Here is a 23,870-nt window from a genome sequence, read left to right as displayed (position 1 = left end):
GTTAAAGTTGAAATTGACATTCAATAATTAATTAATTTTAATCGTTATCTAATAAATCTAAACTAAGTTTTTTATGAAGAAGATGTTAACTTTGGTTTTAGTTTCGGTATTAGGAGGTGCAATTACCCTAGGAACATACAAAACCTTTCTTGAAAAAGAAGAACCGAAAATTGCAAATACAAACACACAGGATGATCCTGTTTTTTTACCTACCAATTACAACACAACAACCACTACTTTAGCTGCTGCTGAAGGTATAGATTTTACCACTGCTGCAGATCAAACTGTGCATGCTGTAGTACACGTTAAAAACGTGGCTTTAAATACTGCACAACCCACTTTACAAGACTTGTTTTATGGTCGTGTACCACAAAAAAGACAGTTAGGTACTGGAAGCGGAGTTATAATATCGCCAGATGGTTATATTATTACTAATAATCATGTTATTGAAGACTCTGAACAATTAAGCATTACACTTAATGACAACCGTACATTAGAAGCCAAAATTGTTGGTACAGATCCAAAAACAGACATTGCTTTGCTTAAAGTAGAAAGTGATGAGCAATTACCATATACCACTTTTGGCGATAGTGATACTGCTAAAATTGGCGAATGGGTTTTGGCTGTCGGAAATCCGTTTAACCTTACGTCTACAGTAACAGCAGGAATTATAAGTGCCAAATCTAGAGACTTAAGTGGTCGTAGCACGCAGTCTTTTATTCAGACTGATGCTGCTGTTAACCCAGGAAATTCTGGTGGTGCTTTAGTTAATACTGCTGGTCAGTTAATTGGTATTAATACTGCTATATCGTCTCAAACGGGATCTTATATTGGTTACTCTTTTGCTGTACCAAGTAATATTGCTAAAAAGGTAGTGCAAGATATTATGGAGTTTGGTAATGTCCAAAATGGAATTTTAGGTGTCTCTGGAGGTTCTTTAAATAGCGCTTTCGCGGAAAAACTGGGCATTGGTGAAACAGAAGGTTTTTATGTTGATGATGTAGAGGAAGATACAGGTGCAGAAGTTGCAGGTATAAAAAGTGGAGATATTATTAAGAAAATAGATAATATTAAAATCAGAAAATTTAGTGATCTTAGAGGTTTTTTAGACTCTAAACGTCCAAATGATGTTGTAAACATTACTTTACTTCGTGATGACCAACTTAAAAATGTACAAGTCACATTACTTAAAAACAATACCTTTGTTTTACCATTTATAGGTGTTATTAAAGAGGCTAAACCCGAAGATTTAAAAAAATATAAAACGGATAATGGTGTAAAAATTTTGAGGATAAACGGTAGTTATGGTCAATATTTAAGAAGTGAAGGTATAGAAGAAGGCAATATTATTACTGCTATTAATAACAAAAAAGTTAATAGTATTGAAGATGTAGAAGCTATATTAAACAATAGAGATACCTATCAACCTTTAAGTATTGAGCTTATAAACTCAAAAGGAGAAACTAATCGTTATGGACTAAGATAATCCTTGATTGCTTTGCTAGAAAAAGCTCTTAATTTTGAAAATTAAGAGCTTTTTTATTTTTTACACTTTTTACTTTACGAAATCGTTTGAAATATATACTTTTGCCGAAAATTTAGAAGTCTAAATTAACAACACATACTAAATAATTTAAAATGTCCATAAACGAAACTTACGAAAACGAATTAGCGTTTCAAGCAGACAGACGACGTGCTACAGTCGAATTTATTAAAATTGTTAGCGATTTGTGGTATGACAAATCTATAGAATTAGTGATTTTTAGAAATCAGTTAATTGATAGAAATGTTTCCGAAATTTTAAACCTTCATGAATATGCTGGAGAATTTGTTCAAAAACCAATCTCTATATTCGATTCGGTTGAAATTGCACAAGCTATTCAAACTTTAGATGTTCCACCTGCTAAATTGGATATTGGTAAATTAACTTACGAGTATCATTTAGAAGAAAAAAAATACAGCAATGCATTAGCATTTGTTTCGACTAAATTAAAAGGAGCTAGTCAGACTAAAGATATTAAACCAAAAGACGTAGTACTTTATGGTTTTGGACGTATTGGACGTTTGGTTGCAAGAGAGTTAATGACACGTACTGGAAAAGGTAGTCAATTACGTTTACGTGCAATTGTAACACGTGGTAAAGTCGATGCTACTGTTTTAGAAAAACGTGCTGCATTATTACGTAATGACTCTGTACATGGTGATTTTTCTGGAACTGTAACTACAGATTTAAAAAACGAAGCTTTAATTATTAACGGTACAACGGTTAAAATTATTTCGGCCAACCAACCGGAAGATATTGACTATACAAAGTATGGTATTAACAACGCTTTAATTATTGATAACACTGGTGTCTTTAGAGATAAAGAAGCTTTAACACGTTTAAAAAATTCTGCTGGAGCAGACAAAGTTTTATTAACAGCACCTGGAAAAGGAATACCTAATATTGTTTATGGTGTCAACCATTTACAAAACGATCCTGACAAAATAGATATTTTCTCTGCCGCATCATGTACAACCAATGCTATTACACCTGTTTTAAAAGCAATGGAAGATACTTATGGTGTTAAAAGTGGACACCTAGAAACTATACATGCTTACACTAATGACCAAAATTTAGTAGATAATTTCCATAAAAAATACAGACGTGGACGTGCTGCTGCTTTAAATATGGTTATTACCGAAACTGGAGCTGGACAAGCAGTCTCTAAAGCATTACCAAGTTTTGAAGGTAAATTAACATCAAACGCAATACGTGTACCAGTACCAAATGGATCTTTAGCTATTTTAAATTTAGAACTTAGCACCAAAACATCTTTAGACAGTATAAATGCTACTATTAAAAAGTATGCTTTAGAAGGTGATTTAGTCGAGCAAATTAAATACGAAATGAGTGATGAGCTAGTATCAAGTGATATTATTGGTAGCTCTGCTCCTTCTATTTATGATAGTAAAGCTACTTTAGTTAGAAAAGATGGTAAAAATGCAATCGTTTACGTTTGGTATGATAATGAGTATGGTTACAGTCATCAAGTCATTAGGTTAGCAAAATATATTGCTAAAGTTAGACGTTTTACTTACTATTAACATCTAAATAGTATTTACAGTCGTATATATAAAAGCCTCGCATTTGTGAGGCTTTTTGTTATTTTTAAACCCTATTTTTTATATTTTCGCAAAGCGAAAGACAACAAATACAATACAATGCGCCACACACAATTATTATTAGCAACAGTTTTTATCTTCTTATTTTCATTTACTATTACAACACAAGCACAAACTAATGAAGATGATGACAAACTATCTTTAGACTCTGGTACGCTTGAAAATCAATTTGAATACCTTACTAAAAAGTCTACTAATTGGAGAGATCAACGCGGACAATCCTTTGAAGTTATAAGAAACGAGTGGGTTGCCAAAATAAAATCACACACATTAGACTCTGTAAACGCATTAAAAAAAGAATTATTAGACACTCAAAATAAAGTACTATCTCAAAATCAAGAAATTGACAAATTAAAAAGTAACTTATCAAATACAAAAACAGACTTAAAAGAAACCAATATTGAAAAAGACAATATGTCTTTACTAGGTTTACAAATGAGTAAAACTGGTTACAATACTTTACTTTGGTCTATTATTGGTGGTTTATTAGCATTTTTATTCTTCTTTATTTATAAATTTAAAAACAGTAATTCTGTTACTAAAGAAGCTAAGTTAAAATTAGAAGAAACAGAAAACGAATTTGAAGAACACAGACGTAATGCGCTAGAGCGAGAACAAAAAGTTAGACGTCAACTTCAAGATGAAATCAATAAAAACAGGAATAGTTAATTAGCTATTTAAGTATGACAATTTAAAACTGTAAATTAATTTTTACAGTTTTTTTATGCTCAAAATTGAAATTATTAAACTGTTAAGACTGCAAAAAAGACATGTAAACTTATCTAAATGTAAAATAAACTTTACATTTGTTGAAACGTGAAAAAATTTAGACATGAAAACACATTATCTTTTATCAAACAACTATAAAGTTATAGGATGGGTAATTTTAATATTAGGCTTACTAACAGGAATTGTATTTTACAAAACTATTTTAGATGGTGAATTATTACAAACTAATGTATTGGTTTTGTATAATTCTGATAGCTTATTTGACAGTAACAATGGTTTCTTTAAAATAATCGAAAATGGTATTTTAGATGAAATTGTTGCAATACTAATTATTGTTGGTGGTTTAATGGTAGGATTTAGTAAAGAGAAAATAGAAGATGAATTTATTTTTCAATTAAGAAAAACATCTTTAGTTTGGGCTATTATATTTAATTATATAGTTTTAATGTTTGCAATTGTATTAGTATACAATATGACCTTTTTTGAAGTTTTAATTTTTAACATGTTTACACCTTTATTTTTTTTTATAATACGTTTTAATTTTCTTAAATATAAATCTAGAAATTATGACGAATAAAATTAAAGTACATCGTGCTATTCATAATTTAACACAAGCAGATTTAGCAAATAAAATAGGCGTTAGTAGACAAACCATAAATGCTATGGAAAAAAACAAATACGTACCGTCTACAGTTTTAGCTTTAAAATTATCTAAAGTATTTAACGTTTCTGTTCATGATATTTTTGAACTTGAAGAAATAGATTAAAAAAAAAGTGCAACCCAATGGATTGCACTTTTTATATTTTATAATCTATAGATTACATTCCTCCCCATTCTTTTAATGAGTCTGTATTCATTTTTACATAATCAGCATTACCTGCTTTAGTTGCCAACTCTAAAGACTGCTTTGCAGCTTTAATCGCACCTTTTTTATCGCCAGCTTTAGCGTTAATTAAAGACTGTTGACGTAACCACCAAAACTTAGGAGAATCTTTAGACATATCAATAGCCTTGTTCATCCAAGTAACCGCTTGCTTAATATCTTTACCAGATTCTAAATAGTAACGTGCAGAAGCATAATAATCGTTAGCACTTGGTCCATTCATGGTTTTATTAATAGCATCTGTAACAGTTTTATCAGTTGCTACATCAATTTTAACAGCAACATATGCTTTTTCCCACATGATACCTAACATTGCAGAATCGTTAGTTAAATCGTCAAATGATATTGTAAACGTTTCAATATCCATAGGTAAGTTATAAACTTCTGCAGATACTTTTGCAACAACTTTAGATTCGTCTAATGTCTTTGGTGTTCCCCAATTATTTGTATCACTATAAAAAATAACATCCCAACTAGATTTGTTAGGAACTGTAAATACAGCATAAGATCCAGCTTTTAGGGCCTTTCCTCCTATTGTAACATCACTACCAAAGTTAATTATTGTATTATTATTTGCTCCTGTTCTCCATAATTTTCCAAAAGGAACTAGGTTTCCAAATATTTCACGACCTCTCATAGATGGTCTTGAATATTCTAAAGTTACATCTGTAAGACCAACTTTTTGTTCTATTTTTTGAAACGGACTGGGTTGAGGCGTCTCAATTTGTGCATTAACAGCAAAAGATACCGTCAATACCATAATTAATGTAAATAATTTTTTCATGGTTATATTTTGATTTTTTATTAACGTAAAATTAAGCATAACTACAACCTTGTTTGTTAATAAAATCTTAAAATAATAGTAGACAATTTTTCTAATTAATATATTAATCGTAATATTGCGATGTACAAATTAATAAAAGAAAAATGGGATTAGTTAAAACCGAAAAATTTTCAGATTCACAAAATCAAATTGCTCTATTTGCAAAAGCTTTTGGGCATCCAGCAAGAGTTGCAATCATTCAGCATTTATTTAAAATTAATACTTGCGTTTGTGGTGATTTAGTGGAAGAAATAGGTTTGGCACAACCTACAATCTCTCAGCATTTAAAAGAATTAAAAAAATTAGGTTTAATTCAGGGTACTATTGAAGGTACAAGTGTTTGTTATTGTATTGACACAGACAATTGGACTGCAATGAAAACCATATTAAACGGATTTTTGGACAACGATTTAAACAGCAATACTTGTTGCTAATACAAATATATTAATCATAATAAAAACACAAATTATGACATTATCAGAAATTAAAACACACTTATCAAAATTAGACACTATTTCATTTACATTACCTGATGGCAGCTTAGTACCAAATCATTTTCATGTCACGGAAGTGGGACTAGTAACTAAAAATTTTATCGACTGTGGTGGTACTGTAAGACAAGAAAAGAAGGTTAATTTTCAGTTATGGAATGCAGATGATTATGATCATAGATTACATCCTGAAAAATTGGTTAATATCATTCAATTATCAGAAAACATTTTTAATCTAGAAGGTTTAGATATTGAAGTAGAATTTCAAGGCGAACAAACAATTCAAAAATTCGGAATAGAGTTTCAAGACAATACATTTAAGTTAACGTCATTAGTAACAGACTGTTTAGCTAAAGACAAATGTGGTATACCTGAGCCAAAACAAAAATTACAATTTTCTGAAATACAAGCAGGTAACTCTTGTGCGCCTGGATCTGGATGTTGTTAAACTACACAAGTAAATAAACCATTTAAAATAGTAGGCTTAACACTGTTACATCTGGAGCTTACAAGCCATTATAATGCCTAATAACATAGCTAGTTTAAAATTGCACACAAATAATAATTTTAGACAAATTGGCTACAAAGAAAAATAGGACAATTAAATGGTGTTTGGCTTGATAACATCATATTAGAAAGACGAAATAAAATTATTGGTATCTAAAATTCATTTAAAATGAACACAAAAATCAAAGATTATATAAGCACGTTAACTATTGAAACTATAGCAGATCAACGTAAAGCTGTTTTACAACCGTTAATAGATTTTATTAAAGATAAAAAAGCGAATAAACAACCCATAAACATTAATTTTATTTGTACGCACAACTCAAGACGTAGTCATTTATCTCAAGTTTGGGCACAAGTCATGGCAGACTATTTTAAGATTAACCAAGTGGCTTGTTATTCTGGAGGTACAGAAGCGACAGCATTGTTTCCTAAAGTAGCAGATACATTGGCTAAAACAGGCTTTGATATTAAAATAATTGCCGAAAGCAACAATCCTGTTTACAGTATTAAATTTGATGATAATAGCCTGCCAATTATAGGATTTTCTAAAACATATGACGATACATTTAATCCAACCTCTAATTTTGCTGCAATAATGACGTGCTCTCAAGCAGATGGTGGCTGTCCATTTATTGCTGGAGCAGAAAAACGCATACCAATTACATTTGAAGATCCTAAAGCATACGATAATACAGAGTTACAGGATGAAAAATATCTAGAGCGATCTACACAAATTGCTACTGAAATGAAATACATTTTTAATAAAGCAATCGCCTAAAACATATTATTTATATAAATCTACATTAGCATCCTAAAATAGCTTCTTACAAGCTACTTTAGGATGTTTTTTATATCAAAAATTCACCTCTCAAATTGAAGGTCACACAAAGTCTTGTTAAATTTTGTTTAACCATATTAAAATATCGTTAAACATTTTGTATCTTTATGCCATCAAAATTTTATATGATGGCAAAAAAAAAGACAATTAGCTCAAACGACATTATCTCATTTTACATGGATTACGTCCTTGAACACAATCATAAACCTAAAAGTATTTATGCTTTTGCGAAGCAAAATAATTTTGACGAAGCTAAGTTTTATGAATACTTTGGTAATTTTGAAGCTATTGAAAAAGGTATCTTTCAAGCCTTTTTTGATAATACACACAAAGCGCTTGAAGCAAGCGAGGATTATGCTAATTTTGAGCCAAGAAATAAACTATTAAGCTTCTACTTCACTTTTTTTGAAAACCTAACAGCCAACAGAAGTTATGTGATTTATGCATTACATCAACATAAAAACAGCTTGAAAAATTATAAAGTATTATCAGGTCTAAAAACAAGTTTCACACATTACATTAAAGATTTAGATATAGAATTAATTGATGTTAAACAAGAGCAATTAAACAAAATACAAGACAGAGGTTTAACCGAAACTGCTTGGCTTCAATTGCTATTAACTTTAAAGTTTTGGATGGATGACACTTCTGCTTCATTTGAAAAAACAGACATATTTATAGAAAAATCTGTTAACACAAGCTTTGATGTATTAAACATTGCTCCTTTAAAAAGTTTAATTGACTTCGGGAAATTCATTTTTAAAGAAAAGGTAAAAACAAGTTAATTATAACACTCATAATTAGAGTGTGTTGTAGGATACTATTTTAAGTATCAACCCATTTAAATTTAAAACTATTGAAAACAATAGACAAAATACCAACATCAAAAATATCTAGAGCGACCAAGCTGGTAACTACAGGTGCAAAAGTTGGTGTTAATTATATAAAATATTATGGTGACAAAATCACCAAAACTGAAGCTGAAGCTAAAGATAGACTCAACAAAAATAATGCTGAAGACATTTATGATAGTTTAAAACAGCTTAAAGGAAGTGCATTAAAAGTTGCTCAAATGCTAAGCATGGAAAAAAGTATTTTACCACAAGCTTACGTGGAGAAGTTTTCTTTAGCACAATTTTCTGTTCCGCCATTATCAGCTCCTTTAGTTAGCAAAACATTTAAAAAATATTTCGGGAAACTACCAAGCCAAATTTACGACACCTTTAATCTTAATTCTGTAAATGCAGCCAGTATTGGCCAAGTGCATTTAGCCGAAAAGGATGGGAAAAAACTTGCTGTGAAAATTCAATATCCAGGTGTTGCAGATAGCATTGCTACAGATTTGGCTTTGGTAAAACCTATAGCTATTAAAATGTTTAATATTAAAGGTAAAGACTCGGATAAATACTTCCAAGAAGTTGAAAATAAATTAGTTGAAGAAACCAATTACATTCTAGAAGTTCAACAAAGTAAAGCAATTGTAGAGGCTTGCAAGCACATACCTAATCTTAAATTTCCTGAGTATTATGAAGATTTATCTTCAGAAAGAATCATCACAATGGATTGGATGGAAGGTGAGCATTTATCAGAATTTACTGCCTACAATACAGATCAAAACAAAGCGAATATTTTGGGGCAAGCGCTTTGGGACTTTTATATGTATCAAATGCATGTTATTAAAAAAGTACATGCAGATCCTCATCCTGGAAACTTTTTGGTGTCAAAATCAGGCGATTTAATTGCTTTAGATTTTGGTTGCATGAAAACTGTTCCGGAAGAGTTTTACGTTCCTTATTTTGAACTTGCTAAGCCAAATGTTATTAACAACAAAACGTTGTTTACAGACACAATGAACGAATTAGAAATATTAAGAAAAGACGATTCTGAAGAAGAACTAGCGTTTTTCTCGGCAATGTTTCATGAGTTATTAAGCTTGTTCACTAAACCATTTCATGAAAAAACCTTTGATTTTTCTGATCCAGAATTTTTCAATGCTATTTCAGAAATGGGACAACGCTACAGTAAAAGTACTGAACTTAAAAAAATGAACGGAAACAGAGGGTCTAAGCATTTCATTTATATAAACAGAACCTTTTTTGGATTGTACAATTTAATGTTTGATTTAAAAGCAAAAGACATAAAAATTAACAATTTCAAAAATCTTTAAATGGCATATTTTAGCAGACAAGACATCGATAACCTTGAGCATTTATTTAAAATAAATTTAATAAATAGCTGCTCAGGGTTTAAAAGCGCTAATTTAATTGGCACAAAATCTGCAGATGGTCAAGAAAATGTAGCTGTTTTTAGTTCTGTAACACATGTTGGCAGCAATCCACCTTTGCTTGGTTTTTTTTGTAGACCAACAACTGTAACTAGAAATACCTATGATAATATTAAAACGACTGGTAAATACACAATAAACCCTATCCAGTTAAATAATTTTGAAGATGCACATCATACCTCAGCTAAATATGATAGTACTATTTCTGAATTTGATGTTACCAATTTACAAGCAGAATATAAAGATGATTGTCCTGCTCCTTTTGTAAAGAATTCACCTTTACAACTTGATATGAGTTTTGTTGAAGACTACATTATTAAAGCAAATAATACCATACTTGTTATAGGTAAAATAAACGGAGTGTATATTAAGGATGATCTATTGGAAGATGATGGTTTTGTAAACTTATCTAAAGCCAATATTGCTGCAATTAATGGTTTAGATGGTTATGCCATACCAAAACTTGAAAAACGTTTAGAATACCAAAGACCAAAAAAGAAAGAAAAACTATAGAAAGACACAACGTCAGTTCTAGTAATTTTTAAAGAATAAAAAATTACATCAAGAACAACAAACCATATAAAATTAAAACCATGAGAATATTAGTAACAGGAGCAACAGGCTACATTGGTAAGCGCATTATTCCGTTACTACTAGAGCAAGGTCACACTGTTGTTTGTGCAGTAAGAGGAAAATTAAGAACCGAACGTCAATATCCTGAAGAAGACAATCTTCATATTGTTGAGGCTGATTTCTTAAAACCAGAAACACTTACTAATATTCCTAAAGATATTGATGCAGCTTATTATTTGATACATTCTATGTCAAATTCTGTAGATCAGTTTCATAAAATGGAAGAAGATTGTGCTGTAAATTTCAAAAATTATATTAAAACGACTAATGTTAAACAAGTTATTTACTTAAGCGGAATTACAAACGACACTAAACTATCTAAACATTTATTATCCAGAAAAAATGTCGAAACTACTTTACAATCCAAGCATTATGCTTTAACCGTTTTTAAAGCAGGTATAATTGTTGGATCTGGTAGTGCTAGTTTTGAAATTATTAGAGATTTAGTCGAAAAACTACCTGTAATGATTGCTCCAAAATGGCTAAACACAAAAACACAACCTATTGGTGTCAGAGATGTATTAGCTTTTTTAACTAAAGGTTTAGGTAAAACCGAATTATATAACACCTCTCACGATATTTTTGGACCAGAAGTCATGACTTATAAGCAAATGCTACTACAATTTGCTGAAGCTAGAAAGCTTAAACGATACATATTAACGGTTCCTGTAATGACACCAAAATTATCTAGTTATTGGTTGTATTTTGTGACCTCAACATCATACAAACTAGCATCGTCATTGGTAAATAGTATGGGAATTGAAATAATTGGTCAAAAAAGTAATATCAATTCTATTTTAGATATTCAACCTGTAAGCTACAAAAAAGCCATAAAATATGCTTTTGCTAAAATTGAAGGTAATGAGATTATCTCAAGCTGGAAAGATGCACTAATTAATAGTCGATTTAAAAAACGTGCTTCAACCAAATACCTTAAAGTACCAAAACATGGTTGCTTTAAAGATATCAAAGAGCAAAAGGTCCTTGACGAACAACGTACTCTGGAAAAAATTTGGGCTATTGGTGGAGAAAACGGTTGGTATTATGGTACATTTTTATGGAAAATTAGAGGCTTTTTAGACAAACTTGTTGGTGGTATTGGTTTACGTCGTGGACGCACTAATAAAACAGATATTAAAACTGGTGATGCATTAGATTTTTGGCGTGTATTATTAGCAGATAAAGACCAAAAAAGGTTAATCCTTTTTGCCGAAATGAAATTACCTGGAGAAGCTTGGTTAGAGTTTCAAGTTGCAAAAGGTAAAGTCTACCAACGTGCCACATTCAGACCTCGTGGATTAGCAGGAAGATTGTATTGGTATAGTGTTTTACCGTTTCATGGTTTTATTTTTAAAGGTATGATTAACAAAATAGCTAATGCCTAAAGGAGTAAAAAAACAACATTTACCATCTAAAAACTGTATAACCTGTGGGCTTCCATTTAGTTGGAGAAAAAAATGGGAAAAGAATTGGGAGAACGTAAAATATTGTAGTCAAAAATGCAGAACAAACAAGACAAAACCAGTCTAATTTGGTTTAAAAATAATTTAAGAACTCACGATAACATTTCGGTAACAAAAGCTTTAAATAATAGCGAAACTGTACTGGCAATTTATTGTTTTGATCCAAGAGATTTTGCAACTACAACTTATGGTTTTAAAAAAACAGAGCGTTTTAGAGCTCAATTTTTAATTGAAACTGTAAAAGATTTAAAAATACAATTAAACAAATTAAATATTCCTTTATTCGTTTACACGGAAACTCCAGAACGTGCCATTTCAAACTTAATTAAAGACTATACTATTACTGATGTTTATTATCAGAAAGAATGGACTTCAGAAGAAGTTTCGGTTATAAACCAAGTCAAAGGGTCTTGTCCAAAATCGGTAACTTTTAATGATGATTTTGATCAATTTTTATTTCATCCAGAAGATATTCCGTTTCAAACGGAAGCTTTGCCAAATGTTTTTACACAATTTAGAAAACAGTGCGAAAAACATTGTAAGGTCAGACCTATAACTGAGGTAATTTCAGCGAAAGCGAAAAATACAAACATTACCAACAACACTACTATTCCTGATTTAAACGATTTAGGATTGGAGTCCATTACATCACAACCTAACAGTGCATTTCCGTTTAAAGGAGGACAAACCGAAGCGTTAAAGCGTTTAAATCATTATTTTTTTAAAACTAAAAAATTAGGCTTTTATAAAAAAACGCGAAACGGATTGATTGGTACAGATTTTAGTAGCAAATTTTCGCCTTGGTTAGCTAATGGAAGTTTATCTGCTAAGCAAATTTATTTTGAAGTCATGCGCTTTGAGCAACTTCATTTTAAAAATCAATCAACGTATTGGTTAATTTTTGAACTGATTTGGCGTGACTATTTTAAATACGTCTCTTTAAAACATGGCAACCATATATTTAAATTAGAAGGCATATTACAAAAACAATACTCTTGGTCTTCTAACTCAAGTAAAATACAACAATGGATTGATGGCAATACACCAGAACCTTTTGTAAATGCCAATATGATTGAACTTAAAAAAACAGGCTGGATGAGTAATCGTGGTCGTCAAAATGTGGCTAGCTATTTTGCTAAAACTTTACAACTGGATTGGCGCATTGGAGCTAGTTATTTTGAAAGTTTACTTATAGATTATGATGTACACAGCAACTACGGAAATTGGATATACGTAGCAGGTGTTGGTAACGATCCAAGAGATCGTGTTTTTAATGTCAAGCTTCAAGCCCAACGTTACGATGCCAATGGAAAATACCAACGCTTATGGTTACAGGATACGCTGTTTTAGTTATTGTATTTTACTCAAGCTGTAATCATTAATAAACACACACTTACCATTTGAAAACACTAAGACTAATACTTGGCGACCAACTTAACAGCAAACACAGTTGGTATAAAGATAATCCTGACAACATCACGTATTGTTTATTTGAAATGCGTCAAGAAACCGACTACGTTAAACACCACATCCAAAAAGTAATTGGCTTTTTTGCTGCCATGCGTAATTTTGCAAACCACTTAAAAAACAGTGGGTTTGAAGTGATATATTTTAAGCTTGACGATAAAAACAATACGCAAGATTTAACAAGTAATCTTAACTACTTAATAAAACAACATAGCATTACAAACTTTGAGTATCAATTACCAGATGAGTATCGTTTCGATCAACAATTATCAAATTTCAGTAACTCATTAGACATTAAAACTAAATCGGTTTCAACAGAGCATTTTTATACCAAACGTCATGATTTAAAACAGTTTTTTAAAGGTAAAAAACAATACTTAATGGAAAACTTTTATCGTGACATGCGTAAAAAACACGATATACTAATGGTTGCAGACCAACCTGAAGGTGGCAAATGGAATTACGATAAAAGTAACCGTAATAAATGGAAAGGAGAGCATGCTATACCAAGTTATAAATATTATAAAAATAAGGTAGACGATATCGTTACTTTGCTAAACAAGCAAGAGGTTAAAACCATTGGTAAATTTGAAACAAAAACGTTTAGCTATCCTATAAACCGAGAACAAGCCTTAGACCAATTAAAATATTTCTGCGAAGAACTATTGATTCATTTTGGCGACTACCAAGATGCTATGCACACAGACCAAGTCTATTTATTTCACTCTAGATTATCGTTTGCAATTAACCTTAAAATAATTTCTCCTAAAAACGTAGTCGATACTGTATTAAATTATTGGCGCAAACATGGTCAAGACATAGCAATTAGCCAAGTAGAAGGTTTTATTAGACAAATTATTGGTTGGAGAGAATATATGCGTGGCATGTATTGGGCTTTAATGCCAGAATACAAAACACTTAACCATCTAGAAAACACTAATACTTTACCAGCTTTTTTCTGGACAGGAAATACAAAAATGAATTGCCTAAAACAAGCCATAACCAATAGTTTAGATAATGGTTACGCACACCATATCCAACGGTTAATGGTAACAGGTAATTTTGCTTTACTAGCGCAAATTAATCCTGATGATGTTGACGCATGGTATTTGGGTATTTATGTAGATGCTGTAGAGTGGGTTCAATTACCAAACACAAGAGGAATGAGTCAGTTTGCTGATGGCGGAAAAATAGCTACCAAACCTTATGTCTCTAGCGGAAGCTATATTAATAAAATGAGTAATTATTGTGACTCTTGTTATTATAATAAAAAAGAAAAATTAGGCGACAAAGCCTGTCCTTTTAATAGTTTGTATTGGAATTTTCTTGACGATAAACGCCCACAATTGGGCAATAATTTCAGGATGAAAATGATGTACAGTCTATTAGATAAAATGGATGCAAAACAAATAAGCGCAATTAAAGACAAAGCACAACAAATTATTGAAAATCCTGATAGTTTTTAAAAATCATCTCGATACAATTTTTAGAGAAAAACTAAAAATCAGGCGATGTGACAATTGCATAAAAATATTTATAAAAATAACATTAAAAACGCAACGTCACTTCGAGTGATTTGTGAGGTTCGAGCAAATTGTATCGAGAAGTAATAAAGAGAAATCAATAAAAATGAAACAAAACCTAAGCATCGTATGGCTAAAACGCGATCTTCGACTACAAGATAACGAAGCCATTGCTAATGCTTTAAACTCAGGTCAGCACACGCTCCTACTCTATACTTTTGAAGATTTTTTATTGCAAGACAAACATTACAGCCAACGTCACTGGGATTTTGTAAAACAATCTTTACAGGATTTAAACACACAATTACAACCCTATAATTCTAAAATTTTAGTAGTCAACAGCTCAATAATTAGCTTAATTAAGCAACTACAAAACCACTACACAATTACCCAAATCTTTTCTCATAAAGAAACTGGTATTTTATCTACTTTTAGTCGTGATATCGCTTTCGCGGAATTTCTAGCCAAGCACAATATTACTTGGACAGAAAACGACAATAATGGTGTACAACGTGGACTAACTAATAGGCACAATTGGTACGAGCGATGGAATGATTTTATGATGCAAGCCGAGTTTCAGTTTCAACCGAAACCTAGCCAGCTACTAACCATCAATCAAATTGAAACACTTGAAGACAGCCTAAACACTGTTTCCGTGACAACGAAATATTCAAAAACATTTCAAAAAGGAGGCACAACAACAGGATTAAAATACATGAAATCGTTTTATAATGGTCGTTACCATAATTACATGTATCATATCTCAAAACCCTTAGATGCCAGAACAGGTTGTAGTAGACTATCTCCTTACATCGCTTGGGGAAATTTATCCATTAAACAAGTTATAAATGGTGCGTCAGACGTTGTAAAACACAAAACACACAAAAGACACTTAAACGCATTTGTATCTAGACTACGTTGGCAAGCACACTTTATACAAAAGTTTGAAATGGAACATCAAATGGAGTTTAAAAGTGTAAACAAAGGCTATCATCAACTTAACAAACCCGTTAATTTAAAACATCAAGAAGCCTGGAAAACTGGACAAACAGGTTTTCCGTTAGTAGATGCTTGCATGCGATGTTTACAAGAAACTGGCTATTTAAATTTTAGAATGCGTGCTTTAGTCGTTTCATTTTTCACACATAACTTATGGCAACCTTGGCAAGACATGAGCGAACATCTAGCAAGTCTATTCTTAGATTTTGAACCAGGCATACATTATCCACAAATACAAATGCAAGCTGGCGAAACTGGTATAAATATGTTACGTATTTATAATCCGTTAAAAAACAGCTTAGAGCATGATCCTGAAGGTTTGTTTATTAAACAATGGGTACCCGAATTAGCAAATTTGGACACTGCGTTTGTACATGACCCAAGTACAATGACATATTTTGATCAGCAACTAACAGATTTTCAATTAGGAAGAGATTATCCTTTTCCAATAGTAAACGAAAAAAAAACAAGAAAATTTGCTAGTGATACACTTTGGAACATGAAAGACAATACTTTAGTAAAAAAAGAAAGTAAACGCATACTATTACGACATACTCTTAACGACCGTAAACGCCTAATACCTAACAATAAGTAACTGTTATAATTGTATAAACAAATAATATGTTAATTTTTGTTTAACTAATTAGAATAAAGGTTAAACATTTTATATATTTGATATATATAAAAAATAACATTACATTAATTGCTTTTAAACACAACACATAACAATAAAGATAACAACAAGTTAATAAATAATTTAGTTGGTAAGCCATTTTCATTTTTACAAATAATAAAATTAAAAGGTATTGGATCTAAAAGAATGATTGTGGACGATGTCAGTCCAAATATGGCATCAATTTTGAATACAGTTAGTGATACTAATTATGGTAATATAGAGTTAAGACCAAAAGGTATTTTAATACATATTACCAAAGGATTAAAAAATTTTACTTGGGCAATTCCGTATTATAAATTAGTAATTTACAAGACCAACGGATCTAGTATACATTCAAATGGAAAATTTATTCATTTCAGAAATAACAAAACTTTTAGAGAAAATAAGAAGTTTTTTAATAAATTGATGAATGAAAAAGTGAAATTTGACGAACAATACAATTTTTCGCCATTTTAAATGAAAAAAGAATTTACAATAGAAGAAACCGACAGAATAATTGAAATGGCTTGGGAAGACCGTACTACTTTTGATGCTATCAAGTTTCAATTTGGTTTAAAAGAACAAGACGTTATTAAATTAATGCGTCGTGAAATGAAATTGAGCAGCTTTAAAATGTGGAGACAACGCGTACAAGGTAGAAGCACAAAACATAGTAAAAAAAGACCTTTTGAAGAGGGTCGTTTTAAATGCTCTAGACAAAAACAGATTACACATAACAAAATATCTAAACGTTAGATAAATAAACAACCTGCTTTGATTTGGCATGTTAAACCAAATACAGCAATTAAAAAGACAAAATGAACAAACAAAACACAGTAGTAGATCATGACAAATACAGCCTTAATGGTTTTGATCATGAAGATATAGGTGACGATCACCTTTACACTGGACTTGAAACACCAATGAAAGCAGATGCTTTCAAGCTTTCAGACAGTGATAAAAAAGAAAGAATTGCTATTCTCTTTGAAGAAATAATGGATGTTTTGGGACTAGATTTAACAGATGATTCGTTAAAAGGAACACCAAAACGAGTTGCCAAAATGTATGTTGATGAAATATTTTCTGGATTAAACCCTCAAAATAGACCAAAAATTGCGTTATTTGACAACAAATACCAATACAATCAAATGTTGGTGGAGAAAAATATCACTTTCTACTCCAACTGCGAGCATCACTTTGTACCCATTATAGGTAAAGCTCACGTAGCTTATATTTCTTCAGGAAAAGTTATAGGCTTATCAAAATTAAACAGAATTGTACAGTATTATGCTAAGCGTCCTCAGGTACAAGAACGGTTAACAAATCAAATAGCAGAAGACCTAAAAGCAACATTAAATACAGAAGATGTTGCGGTTATTATTGATGCCAAACACTTATGTGTATCGTCACGAGGTATTAAAGATGAATCTTCTGCAACAGTGACGACGTTTTATGGTGGACAATTTAATACACCAGAAAAAATAGCCGAATTACAAAATTATTTAAAAGAGTAGCATTATGAGTATCGTAGAAAAAGCAATCGAATTTTCAGAAAGAAAGCACAAATTTATCACTACTAGCGATCGTATTCTTGCATCAAGAGAAGCTAAGGATTTAATCCTTGGAGTAAATGAACTTTACAAAGAAAACAAAGATCCTAAGTTAATGGATATTATGAAAGATTTAACCGCTATCAAACAAAAAATTGAAAAGCGTTTAAAAGGAAGACCATCTGCTGCATAAGTTGTAGATAACTATTAAATTACATATTAAGTGGTATTATTTAATAAGAGCAATCTTATTAATACCACTTTTTTTATACCTAATTTAAAAAAAAAGCTATGAAACATTTAGTCATTATTGGTGGTAGTAAAGGCATAGGAAAAGCAATTACTAACACTTTTTTAGAGACTCACAAAGTCACTAACATTAGTCGTACTGCTCCAGATTTTAGTCATAAAAACTTAGCACATCACTCTTGCGATATTTTAACAGATAATTTACCTGAGATTGATCAAGTAGACACGTTAATTTATTGTCCAGGAAGCATAAACTTAAAACCTATTGGTCGTTTAAAACTAGATGATTTTAGAGCGGATTTTGAAATTAATGTTATTGGTGCTGTCAAAGCAATTCAAAAATATGTCGACCCTTTAAAAAAAGGTCAAAACCCATCTGTAGTATTATTTAGTACTGTGGCTTCAAAATTAGGTATGCCTTTTCATGCTAGTGTTGCTGCTTCTAAAAGTGCTGTTGAAGGTTTAGTAAAATCTGTAGGTGCAGAATTAGCGCCAACAGTTAGGATTAATGCTATTGCACCAACAGTTACAGATACTGATTTAGCATCAAAACTACTTCGTAATGATAAAATGATTGAAAACATGACGGAAAGACATCCGCTTAAAAAGTTTTTAAATCCACAGGAGGTAGCAGATATGGCTCAGTTTTTAACTTCAGAAAAATCAGCTTCAATATCAGGACAAATATTTGAAATGGATTGTGGGATAGTAAGCTTTAAAATATAGTTGTTTATGAATCCTTTAAAAGCATTTGCTGCTACCTTATTTAGCAAAAATTCAGTAACTATAGACTATAACAATCTACCTAGTATTTACGATATAAAAATCAATAACCTACAAGGCAAAGCTATAGATTTGAACCAGTTTAAAGACAAGTATATTTTATTTGTAAATGTTGCTTCAAAGTGTGGTTTTACGCCACAATATAAAGATTTGCAAGACCTTTATGACCTGCACAAAAACAAGTTGCAAATTATTGGTGTTCCTTGTAACCAATTTGGAAGCCAAGAACCTGGAACTGCCGATACTATTGAGTCATTTTGTCAAGTAAATTATGGTGTTTCTTTTTTAATAACAGAAAAGATAGCAGTAAAAGGTAGACAACAACATTCTTTATACAGTTGGTTAACTAAAAAGGAAAAAAATGGAAAAAAGAGCTCTACAGTTAAATGGAACTTTCAAAAGTATTTAGTAAGTCCAGAAGGACAATGGTTGGACTACTACTACTCTACTACAAAACCAAATAGTTCTAAGATAACTAAGTATCTAAAATGAAAATATTTAAAGCCTTAGTATTATTTTTAATTATCAACTTTAGTGGATTAGCTATTGGCAGTTGGTTAATGGGTAATGGTCCATTAACAGATTGGTATATTAATTTAAACCAAGCACCTTGGACACCTCCAGGTTGGGTGTTTGGTGTAGCTTGGACGCTAATAATGATCTGTTTTTCGGTATATCTTGCGTATTTATTCAACACTAAAAAAACTAATTTACCAATACTGTTATTTGTAATTCAATTTATACTTAATGTTAGCTGGAATTACGTATTTTTTAATCAGCATATGGTTTTGGTTGGGTTAATAATCATAAGTTTACTTACAGTGCTTATATTTTTCTTCTTTTTCAATTATAAGAAAGATTTAAAAAAACGAAGCTATTTACTTTTACCATACATGATTTGGATGCTAATTGCAACTTCTCTTAATGCCTATATTCTTATAAATAATTAAACAGTAGTATCATGAAAATTTACAGATTACATAAAAAACAGAATTTACCAATTACAAAAGCTCAAGCTTGGGATTTTTTATCTGATCCTAAAAATTTAAAAGCAATTACTCCTGATTACATGAGTTTTGATATCTTACCAGGTGCAGATAGACCAATGTTTGCTGGACAAATTATACAATACATTGTTACACCTGTTTTGGGCATTAAAACAAAATGGGTTACTGAAATCACACACATAAAAGAAGGCGAGTATTTTGTAGACGAGCAACGCTTTGGACCTTATGCACTATGGCATCATAAACATTTTATTAAAGAAATTGATGGTGGTGTAGAAATGGAAGACATTATAGACTACAAAATTCCGTTAGGCATTTTAGGTCAATTGGCACATCCTATTTTGGTTAAACCAAAATTAGAAGAGATTTTTAAATATAGAACAGAAAAATTAGAACAACTTTTTGGTAAATATTAATACATGGCAACTACAGTAAATATTTTTTGGTTTAGACGCGATTTAAGATTGGATGATAATGTTGGTTTTTTTAATGCTTTAAAATCAGACCTTCCTGTATTGCCTATTTTTATTTTTGATAAAAATATTTTAGAGCAATTACCTGAGGATGATGCTAGAGTCAATTTTATTTTTGATACTCTACAAACCATGCGTGATACATTGCAAAGTGAACATAATAGTAGTTTAGCAATATATTATGATACACCAGAAGACGCTTTTAAAACCATAATAGAACAGTTTACGATTGACACTGTTTTTACTAATCATGACTATGAACCTTATGCGACTAAAAGAGACAAAAACATAAAACAATTATTAGATAAAAATAACATTAGCTTTAAAACGTATAAAGATCAAGTCATTTTTGAAAAGGATGAGGTCGTTAAAAAAGACGGAAAACCTTATGTGGTTTATACACCATACATGCGGTTATGGAAAGAAACTTTTAAATCTCATGATTTAACTATTTACTACACCAATCGTCATTTAGATAATTTAATTGAGCATACAAGACTACCAAATCTGACGTTAAGTGACATTGGTTTTAAAAGCGCATCACAAAACATTGAGGATTACAATGTAACACCAACATTAATCCAAGAATATGAAGACAAACGTAATTTTCCTGCTAAAGATGCGACCTCTAAACTAGGACCTCATTTACGTTTCGGGACTGTAAGTGTACGTAAAATGGTTAAAAAAGCTATTGCTGAAGACAATGAAATTTTCTGGCAAGAATTAATTTGGAGAGAATTTTTTATGCAAATACTTTGGCATTTTCCAGACACTCATAAAGATGCTTTTAAAGCTAAATATGATAGAATCGAATGGAGAAATAATGAAACCGAATTTAAAGCTTGGTGTAAAGGTGAAACAGGCTACCCTTTAGTTGATGCTGGTATGCGACAACTTAATAAAACTGGTTTTATGCACAATCGTGTACGTATGTTGGTTGGAAGTTTTTTATGTAAACACCTATTAATTGATTGGCGTTGGGGAGAAGCTTATTTTGCCGAAAAACTTCATGATTATGACATGTCCAGTAATGTTGGAAACTGGCAATGGATTGCTGGGTCTGGTGTTGATGCCTCTCCTTATTTCAGAATATTTAATCCTACAACACAAATTGACAAATTTGACAAACAACATGAATATATTAAACAATGGGTTCCGGATTATCAAGAGTTAACTTACCCCAAACCTATAGTAGATCATAAAGAAGCTAGAGAACGTTGCTTAAAGGTTTATAAAGAAGCTGTTGCTTAACAATATTAAAGAGGAAGTAAAATTCCTCTTTTTTTATTTCCTATATTTAATCTTGAATAATATATTGAACTTATGTTTTATGGGGCAAAATCTTGAAATGAAGTTATAGAACAACTAAATAAAAATTTAATACTTGAAAGCAAAACAAACCTATCTTAAAGGTAAATCTGTATTTATTGTATCATTAATAGTTATTACTATTACAGCTCTTACAGTATATCTAACTGGTATTAATTATAACAGATCTGTAACTTTAAACCTATATTTATCATTATCAATTATTGGAACAGTATTAATCTTATTTATGACATATGGACTTTATACTGGCGTCAAACTAAAAGATAATTACCCAAAAATTAAAACACTTAAATCCGGAGATTATATATCTTCAGCAGGTTCGTTTCCAGATATACAAGTACCAACTATTGATACCGAAGATGTTATTATTGGTATTGTCGTATCGTTTTTATTCTGGATAGTAACTTCAGTTTTACTTTTTCTGTTTTTAATTTTAATAGAAGCTATATTTTGGTTTTCTATTTTTATCCTTTTAGCTATGTTATATTGGGTCTTTTTTAGAGCTTTAAAATTAGTGTTTTCTAAATCTAAAACTACAAAAAACAACTTAGGCCTTTCTTTAATGTATGCGACCTTTTATACTACACTATACTTATCTTGGATATTTTTAATTGCTTACTTTTCTCAAAAGTTTTAATTAACCTTAATATTAATTATATGTTAACCTTGATTAAAACTTAGCTTCGGTTTTTAGATTTCTGTACATTTAAACTAGTTTAATTTTGACTCAATAAAACAAATACAATGAGTAGTTTAAAAAATAAAAAAGCAATAATCACAGGTGGTGGTAAAGGATTAGGTAAAGCAACAGCTATTGCATTTGCCAAAGAAGGTATTGACGTAGCCATTACTGGACGTACAGAAAGCACACTAAAAGAGACAGTTACTGAGTTAGAAACTTATGGAGTGAAAGCCACATATTCAATTTTTGATGTTGGTAATTATGACGAAGTTAAAACTGGTATTGCTAAAATTATTGAAACCTTTGGTACTATAGATATTTTAGTTAATAATGCAGGTATTGCTGCTTTTGGAACTTTTAATGATATGGAAGTTAGCCAATGGACAAAAATTATACAAACTAACCTTTTAGGTATGTATTATGTTACTAAAGAAGTATTGCCTATTTTAATTAATAAAAATGAAGGTGATATAATTAACGTATCATCAACTGCAGGATTAAACGGAAACGCTAGTACGTCTGCCTATTCTGCTTCAAAATTTGCAGTTATTGGTATGTCAGAATCTTTAATGAAAGAAGTCCGTAAAAACAATATTAGAGTATGTACATTAACACCAAGTACAATAGCATCAGACATGTCTATAGATCTTGGTATTGCTAATAGAGACTCAGAAGACAGTGTCTTACAGCCTGAAGATTTTGCAGAATTAGTTGTTGCTGGATTAAAATTACCTAGACGAGCTATGCTAAAAAGTGCAGCTTTATGGTCTACTAATCCGTAATATAAAATATAGTTTAAATAAAAGCATCCATTAAGTTTTAATGGATGCTTTTTTGTTTAACACCAGAATAACACTAAGCTAACACTTTGTAAATCAAAATTTTACTATATTTAATGAAACAAATAACTAAATATTATGAACACACAAGAAGTTGCTCAAAAATGGGCTAATATGTGCAGAGAAGGTAAAAACTTAGACTGCGTTACAGAACTTTACGCTGATAATGTAGTTAGCAGAGAAATGCCAGGAATGCCAGGAGAAATTGTTTCTGGGAAAGAAAACGTTTGGAATAAAAGTAAACAATGGTATGAGAACGTTGAAAACCTTCATTCAAGTGAGATTGGAGAACCAATAGTTGCAGGAAACTTTTTTACTGCAAAAATGAGCTTTGATTGTACCTTTAAAGAAGGTGGAAGACAACAAATGGAAGAGGTTTGTGTATATGAAGTAAAAGATGGCAAAATTGCTAGCGAACAGTATTTTTATAACATGGATCAATAGAAAAAATAATGCATAAAAAAAANNATGAGCATTTCATGATCTTTTTCATT

The 23,870-nt window shown here is 30.9% G+C and carries 29 protein-coding genes; 28 read left to right on the top strand and 1 reads right to left on the bottom strand.

Translation table 11 applies throughout. The annotated features are described in order from the left end of the window. Positions 1-73: 73 nt before the first annotated feature. The 5 genes from ITB9_RS00390 to ITB9_RS00370 all read left to right on the top strand — a co-directional run bounded on the left by ITB9_RS00390 (position 74) and on the right by ITB9_RS00370 (position 4,661). Entirely contained in the window at positions 74-1,486 is a 1,413-nt protein-coding gene (locus ITB9_RS00390; RefSeq protein WP_028607114.1) for a trypsin-like peptidase domain-containing protein, read from the top strand. Between the two features lie 152 nt (positions 1,487-1,638). Continuing rightward, positions 1,639-3,087 carry a glyceraldehyde-3-phosphate dehydrogenase gene (locus ITB9_RS00385; protein WP_028291376.1) on the top strand — a complete coding sequence of 483 codons (1,449 nt, stop codon included), beginning with the start codon at positions 1,639-1,641 and terminating at the stop codon, positions 3,085-3,087. Between the two features lie 117 nt (positions 3,088-3,204). Further along, on the top strand, positions 3,205-3,834 hold the full coding sequence (locus ITB9_RS00380) for a hypothetical protein (protein WP_054850672.1): 630 nt from the start codon (positions 3,205-3,207) through the stop codon (positions 3,832-3,834). A gap of 163 nt (positions 3,835-3,997) precedes the next feature. Beyond that, positions 3,998-4,471: a hypothetical protein gene (locus ITB9_RS00375; protein ID WP_054850671.1), complete on the top strand. Its 474-nt coding sequence runs from the start codon at positions 3,998-4,000 to the stop codon at positions 4,469-4,471. Next, positions 4,461-4,661, top strand: coding sequence for a helix-turn-helix transcriptional regulator (locus ITB9_RS00370; RefSeq protein WP_028291374.1), 201 nt, complete (start codon positions 4,461-4,463; stop codon positions 4,659-4,661). The genes ITB9_RS00375 and ITB9_RS00370 overlap by 11 nt, the downstream gene beginning before the upstream one ends. Before the next feature lie 52 nt (positions 4,662-4,713). Here ITB9_RS00370 and ITB9_RS00365 read toward each other — a convergent pair whose 3' ends face one another. Continuing rightward, complete coding sequence (locus tag ITB9_RS00365) at positions 4,714-5,562, bottom strand: DUF2911 domain-containing protein (RefSeq protein ID WP_054850670.1); 849 nt, start codon at positions 5,560-5,562, stop codon at positions 4,714-4,716. Between the two features lie 143 nt (positions 5,563-5,705). Between ITB9_RS00365 and ITB9_RS00360 the strand changes: the two genes are divergently transcribed. The 23 genes from ITB9_RS00360 to ITB9_RS00255 all read left to right on the top strand — a co-directional run bounded on the left by ITB9_RS00360 (position 5,706) and on the right by ITB9_RS00255 (position 23,820). Further along, complete coding sequence (locus tag ITB9_RS00360; RefSeq protein ID WP_054850669.1) at positions 5,706-6,035, top strand: helix-turn-helix transcriptional regulator; 330 nt, start codon at positions 5,706-5,708, stop codon at positions 6,033-6,035. 34 nt (positions 6,036-6,069) lie between these two features. Beyond that, the gene (locus tag ITB9_RS00355; protein ID WP_054850668.1) at positions 6,070-6,540 is read left to right on the top strand and encodes a DUF6428 family protein; all 471 of its coding nucleotides are present in this window, start codon (positions 6,070-6,072) and stop codon (positions 6,538-6,540) included. Between the two features lie 228 nt (positions 6,541-6,768). Then, positions 6,769-7,380 carry a low molecular weight phosphatase family protein gene (locus tag ITB9_RS00350; RefSeq protein ID WP_054850667.1) on the top strand — a complete coding sequence of 204 codons (612 nt, stop codon included), beginning with the start codon at positions 6,769-6,771 and terminating at the stop codon, positions 7,378-7,380. Between the two features lie 188 nt (positions 7,381-7,568). Next, a complete protein-coding gene (locus tag ITB9_RS00345) occupies positions 7,569-8,225 on the top strand; it encodes a TetR family transcriptional regulator C-terminal domain-containing protein (protein WP_054850666.1) in 657 nt (218 codons plus the stop codon). A gap of 71 nt (positions 8,226-8,296) precedes the next feature. Next, positions 8,297-9,607 carry an AarF/ABC1/UbiB kinase family protein gene (locus ITB9_RS00340; protein ID WP_054850665.1) on the top strand — a complete coding sequence of 437 codons (1,311 nt, stop codon included), beginning with the start codon at positions 8,297-8,299 and terminating at the stop codon, positions 9,605-9,607. Beyond that, complete coding sequence (locus ITB9_RS00335; RefSeq protein WP_028291367.1) at positions 9,608-10,237, top strand: flavin reductase family protein; 630 nt, start codon at positions 9,608-9,610, stop codon at positions 10,235-10,237. It abuts the gene before it with no gap. Between the two features lie 80 nt (positions 10,238-10,317). Then, on the top strand, positions 10,318-11,742 hold the full coding sequence (locus ITB9_RS00330; RefSeq protein WP_054850664.1) for an SDR family oxidoreductase: 1,425 nt from the start codon (positions 10,318-10,320) through the stop codon (positions 11,740-11,742). Further along, positions 11,735-11,887 (top strand): DUF2256 domain-containing protein, encoded by a 153-nt coding sequence (locus tag ITB9_RS15255; RefSeq protein WP_082395967.1) that lies wholly within the window; start codon positions 11,735-11,737, stop codon positions 11,885-11,887. Before ITB9_RS00330 ends, ITB9_RS15255 begins: the two co-directional genes overlap by 8 nt. Beyond that, positions 11,857-13,170 carry a DASH family cryptochrome gene (locus ITB9_RS00325; protein WP_054850663.1) on the top strand — a complete coding sequence of 438 codons (1,314 nt, stop codon included), beginning with the start codon at positions 11,857-11,859 and terminating at the stop codon, positions 13,168-13,170. Before ITB9_RS15255 ends, ITB9_RS00325 begins: the two co-directional genes overlap by 31 nt. Before the next feature lie 50 nt (positions 13,171-13,220). Continuing rightward, positions 13,221-14,753 (top strand): cryptochrome/photolyase family protein, encoded by a 1,533-nt coding sequence (locus ITB9_RS00320; protein WP_054850662.1) that lies wholly within the window; start codon positions 13,221-13,223, stop codon positions 14,751-14,753. Between the two features lie 163 nt (positions 14,754-14,916). Next, on the top strand, positions 14,917-16,404 hold the full coding sequence (locus ITB9_RS00315) for a cryptochrome/deoxyribodipyrimidine photo-lyase family protein (protein ID WP_054850661.1): 1,488 nt from the start codon (positions 14,917-14,919) through the stop codon (positions 16,402-16,404). A 108-nt stretch (positions 16,405-16,512) separates the two neighbouring features. Beyond that, positions 16,513-16,941 carry a hypothetical protein gene (locus ITB9_RS00310; protein WP_054850660.1) on the top strand — a complete coding sequence of 143 codons (429 nt, stop codon included), beginning with the start codon at positions 16,513-16,515 and terminating at the stop codon, positions 16,939-16,941. Continuing rightward, a complete protein-coding gene (locus ITB9_RS00305; RefSeq protein WP_054850659.1) occupies positions 16,942-17,220 on the top strand; it encodes a TIGR03643 family protein in 279 nt (92 codons plus the stop codon). 62 nt (positions 17,221-17,282) lie between these two features. Then, positions 17,283-17,978, top strand: a complete 696-nt coding sequence (gene folE / locus ITB9_RS00300; protein WP_028291360.1) for a GTP cyclohydrolase I FolE — start codon at positions 17,283-17,285, stop codon at positions 17,976-17,978. A gap of 4 nt (positions 17,979-17,982) precedes the next feature. Continuing rightward, positions 17,983-18,207 carry a hypothetical protein gene (locus tag ITB9_RS00295; protein WP_028291359.1) on the top strand — a complete coding sequence of 75 codons (225 nt, stop codon included), beginning with the start codon at positions 17,983-17,985 and terminating at the stop codon, positions 18,205-18,207. A 98-nt stretch (positions 18,208-18,305) separates the two neighbouring features. After that, on the top strand, positions 18,306-18,989 hold the full coding sequence (locus tag ITB9_RS00290) for an SDR family NAD(P)-dependent oxidoreductase (RefSeq protein WP_054850658.1): 684 nt from the start codon (positions 18,306-18,308) through the stop codon (positions 18,987-18,989). Positions 18,990-18,995: 6 nt separating this feature from the next. Then, complete coding sequence (locus ITB9_RS00285; protein WP_082395964.1) at positions 18,996-19,538, top strand: glutathione peroxidase; 543 nt, start codon at positions 18,996-18,998, stop codon at positions 19,536-19,538. Further along, positions 19,535-19,996: a TspO/MBR family protein gene (locus ITB9_RS00280; protein ID WP_054850657.1), complete on the top strand. Its 462-nt coding sequence runs from the start codon at positions 19,535-19,537 to the stop codon at positions 19,994-19,996. Before ITB9_RS00285 ends, ITB9_RS00280 begins: the two co-directional genes overlap by 4 nt. Before the next feature lie 11 nt (positions 19,997-20,007). Further along, positions 20,008-20,469 (top strand): SRPBCC family protein, encoded by a 462-nt coding sequence (locus ITB9_RS00275; RefSeq protein ID WP_054850656.1) that lies wholly within the window; start codon positions 20,008-20,010, stop codon positions 20,467-20,469. A gap of 3 nt (positions 20,470-20,472) precedes the next feature. Further along, a complete protein-coding gene (locus tag ITB9_RS00270; RefSeq protein WP_054850655.1) occupies positions 20,473-21,777 on the top strand; it encodes a deoxyribodipyrimidine photo-lyase in 1,305 nt (434 codons plus the stop codon). Positions 21,778-21,910: 133 nt separating this feature from the next. Next, positions 21,911-22,492 carry a hypothetical protein gene (locus tag ITB9_RS00265; protein WP_028607096.1) on the top strand — a complete coding sequence of 194 codons (582 nt, stop codon included), beginning with the start codon at positions 21,911-21,913 and terminating at the stop codon, positions 22,490-22,492. A gap of 107 nt (positions 22,493-22,599) precedes the next feature. Then, a complete protein-coding gene (locus ITB9_RS00260; RefSeq protein ID WP_054850654.1) occupies positions 22,600-23,319 on the top strand; it encodes a 3-ketoacyl-ACP reductase in 720 nt (239 codons plus the stop codon). 135 nt (positions 23,320-23,454) lie between these two features. Further along, positions 23,455-23,820 (top strand): nuclear transport factor 2 family protein, encoded by a 366-nt coding sequence (locus tag ITB9_RS00255; protein ID WP_028607094.1) that lies wholly within the window; start codon positions 23,455-23,457, stop codon positions 23,818-23,820. Positions 23,821-23,870: the final 50 nt, after the last annotated feature.

It is taken from the genome of Olleya sp. ITB9 (assembly GCF_001315805.1).
GTDB classification, from domain to species: domain Bacteria; phylum Bacteroidota; class Bacteroidia; order Flavobacteriales; family Flavobacteriaceae; genus Olleya; species Olleya sediminilitoris.
Note: the sequence above shows the minus strand (reverse complement) of the source record. Positions and strands in the feature narration are given on the sequence as shown.

Excerpts from the sequence above, each read along its gene's own strand:
- ITB9_RS00365 (WP_054850670.1), bottom strand. The coding sequence starts at position 5,562 with ATGAAAAAATTATTTACATTAATTATGGTATTGACGGTATCTTTTGCT.
- ITB9_RS00285 (WP_082395964.1), top strand. The coding sequence starts at position 18,996 with ATGAATCCTTTAAAAGCATTTGCTGCTACCTTATTTAGCAAAAATTCA.
- ITB9_RS00270 (WP_054850655.1), top strand. The coding sequence starts at position 20,473 with ATGGCAACTACAGTAAATATTTTTTGGTTTAGACGCGATTTAAGATTG.
- ITB9_RS00275 (WP_054850656.1), top strand. The coding sequence starts at position 20,008 with ATGAAAATTTACAGATTACATAAAAAACAGAATTTACCAATTACAAAA.
- ITB9_RS00385 (WP_028291376.1), top strand. The coding sequence starts at position 1,639 with ATGTCCATAAACGAAACTTACGAAAACGAATTAGCGTTTCAAGCAGAC.
- ITB9_RS00260 (WP_054850654.1), top strand. The coding sequence starts at position 22,600 with ATGAGTAGTTTAAAAAATAAAAAAGCAATAATCACAGGTGGTGGTAAA.
- ITB9_RS15255 (WP_082395967.1), top strand. The coding sequence starts at position 11,735 with ATGCCTAAAGGAGTAAAAAAACAACATTTACCATCTAAAAACTGTATA.
- ITB9_RS00330 (WP_054850664.1), top strand. The coding sequence starts at position 10,318 with ATGAGAATATTAGTAACAGGAGCAACAGGCTACATTGGTAAGCGCATT.
- ITB9_RS00350 (WP_054850667.1), top strand. The coding sequence starts at position 6,769 with ATGAACACAAAAATCAAAGATTATATAAGCACGTTAACTATTGAAACT.
- ITB9_RS00315 (WP_054850661.1), top strand. The coding sequence starts at position 14,917 with ATGAAACAAAACCTAAGCATCGTATGGCTAAAACGCGATCTTCGACTA.
- ITB9_RS00360 (WP_054850669.1), top strand. The coding sequence starts at position 5,706 with ATGGGATTAGTTAAAACCGAAAAATTTTCAGATTCACAAAATCAAATT.
- ITB9_RS00335 (WP_028291367.1), top strand. The coding sequence starts at position 9,608 with ATGGCATATTTTAGCAGACAAGACATCGATAACCTTGAGCATTTATTT.
- folE (WP_028291360.1), top strand. The coding sequence starts at position 17,283 with ATGAACAAACAAAACACAGTAGTAGATCATGACAAATACAGCCTTAAT.
- ITB9_RS00370 (WP_028291374.1), top strand. The coding sequence starts at position 4,461 with ATGACGAATAAAATTAAAGTACATCGTGCTATTCATAATTTAACACAA.
- ITB9_RS00355 (WP_054850668.1), top strand. The coding sequence starts at position 6,070 with ATGACATTATCAGAAATTAAAACACACTTATCAAAATTAGACACTATT.
- ITB9_RS00255 (WP_028607094.1), top strand. The coding sequence starts at position 23,455 with ATGAACACACAAGAAGTTGCTCAAAAATGGGCTAATATGTGCAGAGAA.
- ITB9_RS00390 (WP_028607114.1), top strand. The coding sequence starts at position 74 with ATGAAGAAGATGTTAACTTTGGTTTTAGTTTCGGTATTAGGAGGTGCA.
- ITB9_RS00290 (WP_054850658.1), top strand. The coding sequence starts at position 18,306 with ATGAAACATTTAGTCATTATTGGTGGTAGTAAAGGCATAGGAAAAGCA.
- ITB9_RS00325 (WP_054850663.1), top strand. The coding sequence starts at position 11,857 with ATGCAGAACAAACAAGACAAAACCAGTCTAATTTGGTTTAAAAATAAT.
- ITB9_RS00295 (WP_028291359.1), top strand. The coding sequence starts at position 17,983 with ATGAGTATCGTAGAAAAAGCAATCGAATTTTCAGAAAGAAAGCACAAA.
- ITB9_RS00345 (WP_054850666.1), top strand. The coding sequence starts at position 7,569 with ATGGCAAAAAAAAAGACAATTAGCTCAAACGACATTATCTCATTTTAC.
- ITB9_RS00380 (WP_054850672.1), top strand. The coding sequence starts at position 3,205 with ATGCGCCACACACAATTATTATTAGCAACAGTTTTTATCTTCTTATTT.
- ITB9_RS00305 (WP_054850659.1), top strand. The coding sequence starts at position 16,942 with ATGAAAAAAGAATTTACAATAGAAGAAACCGACAGAATAATTGAAATG.
- ITB9_RS00280 (WP_054850657.1), top strand. The coding sequence starts at position 19,535 with ATGAAAATATTTAAAGCCTTAGTATTATTTTTAATTATCAACTTTAGT.
- ITB9_RS00375 (WP_054850671.1), top strand. The coding sequence starts at position 3,998 with ATGAAAACACATTATCTTTTATCAAACAACTATAAAGTTATAGGATGG.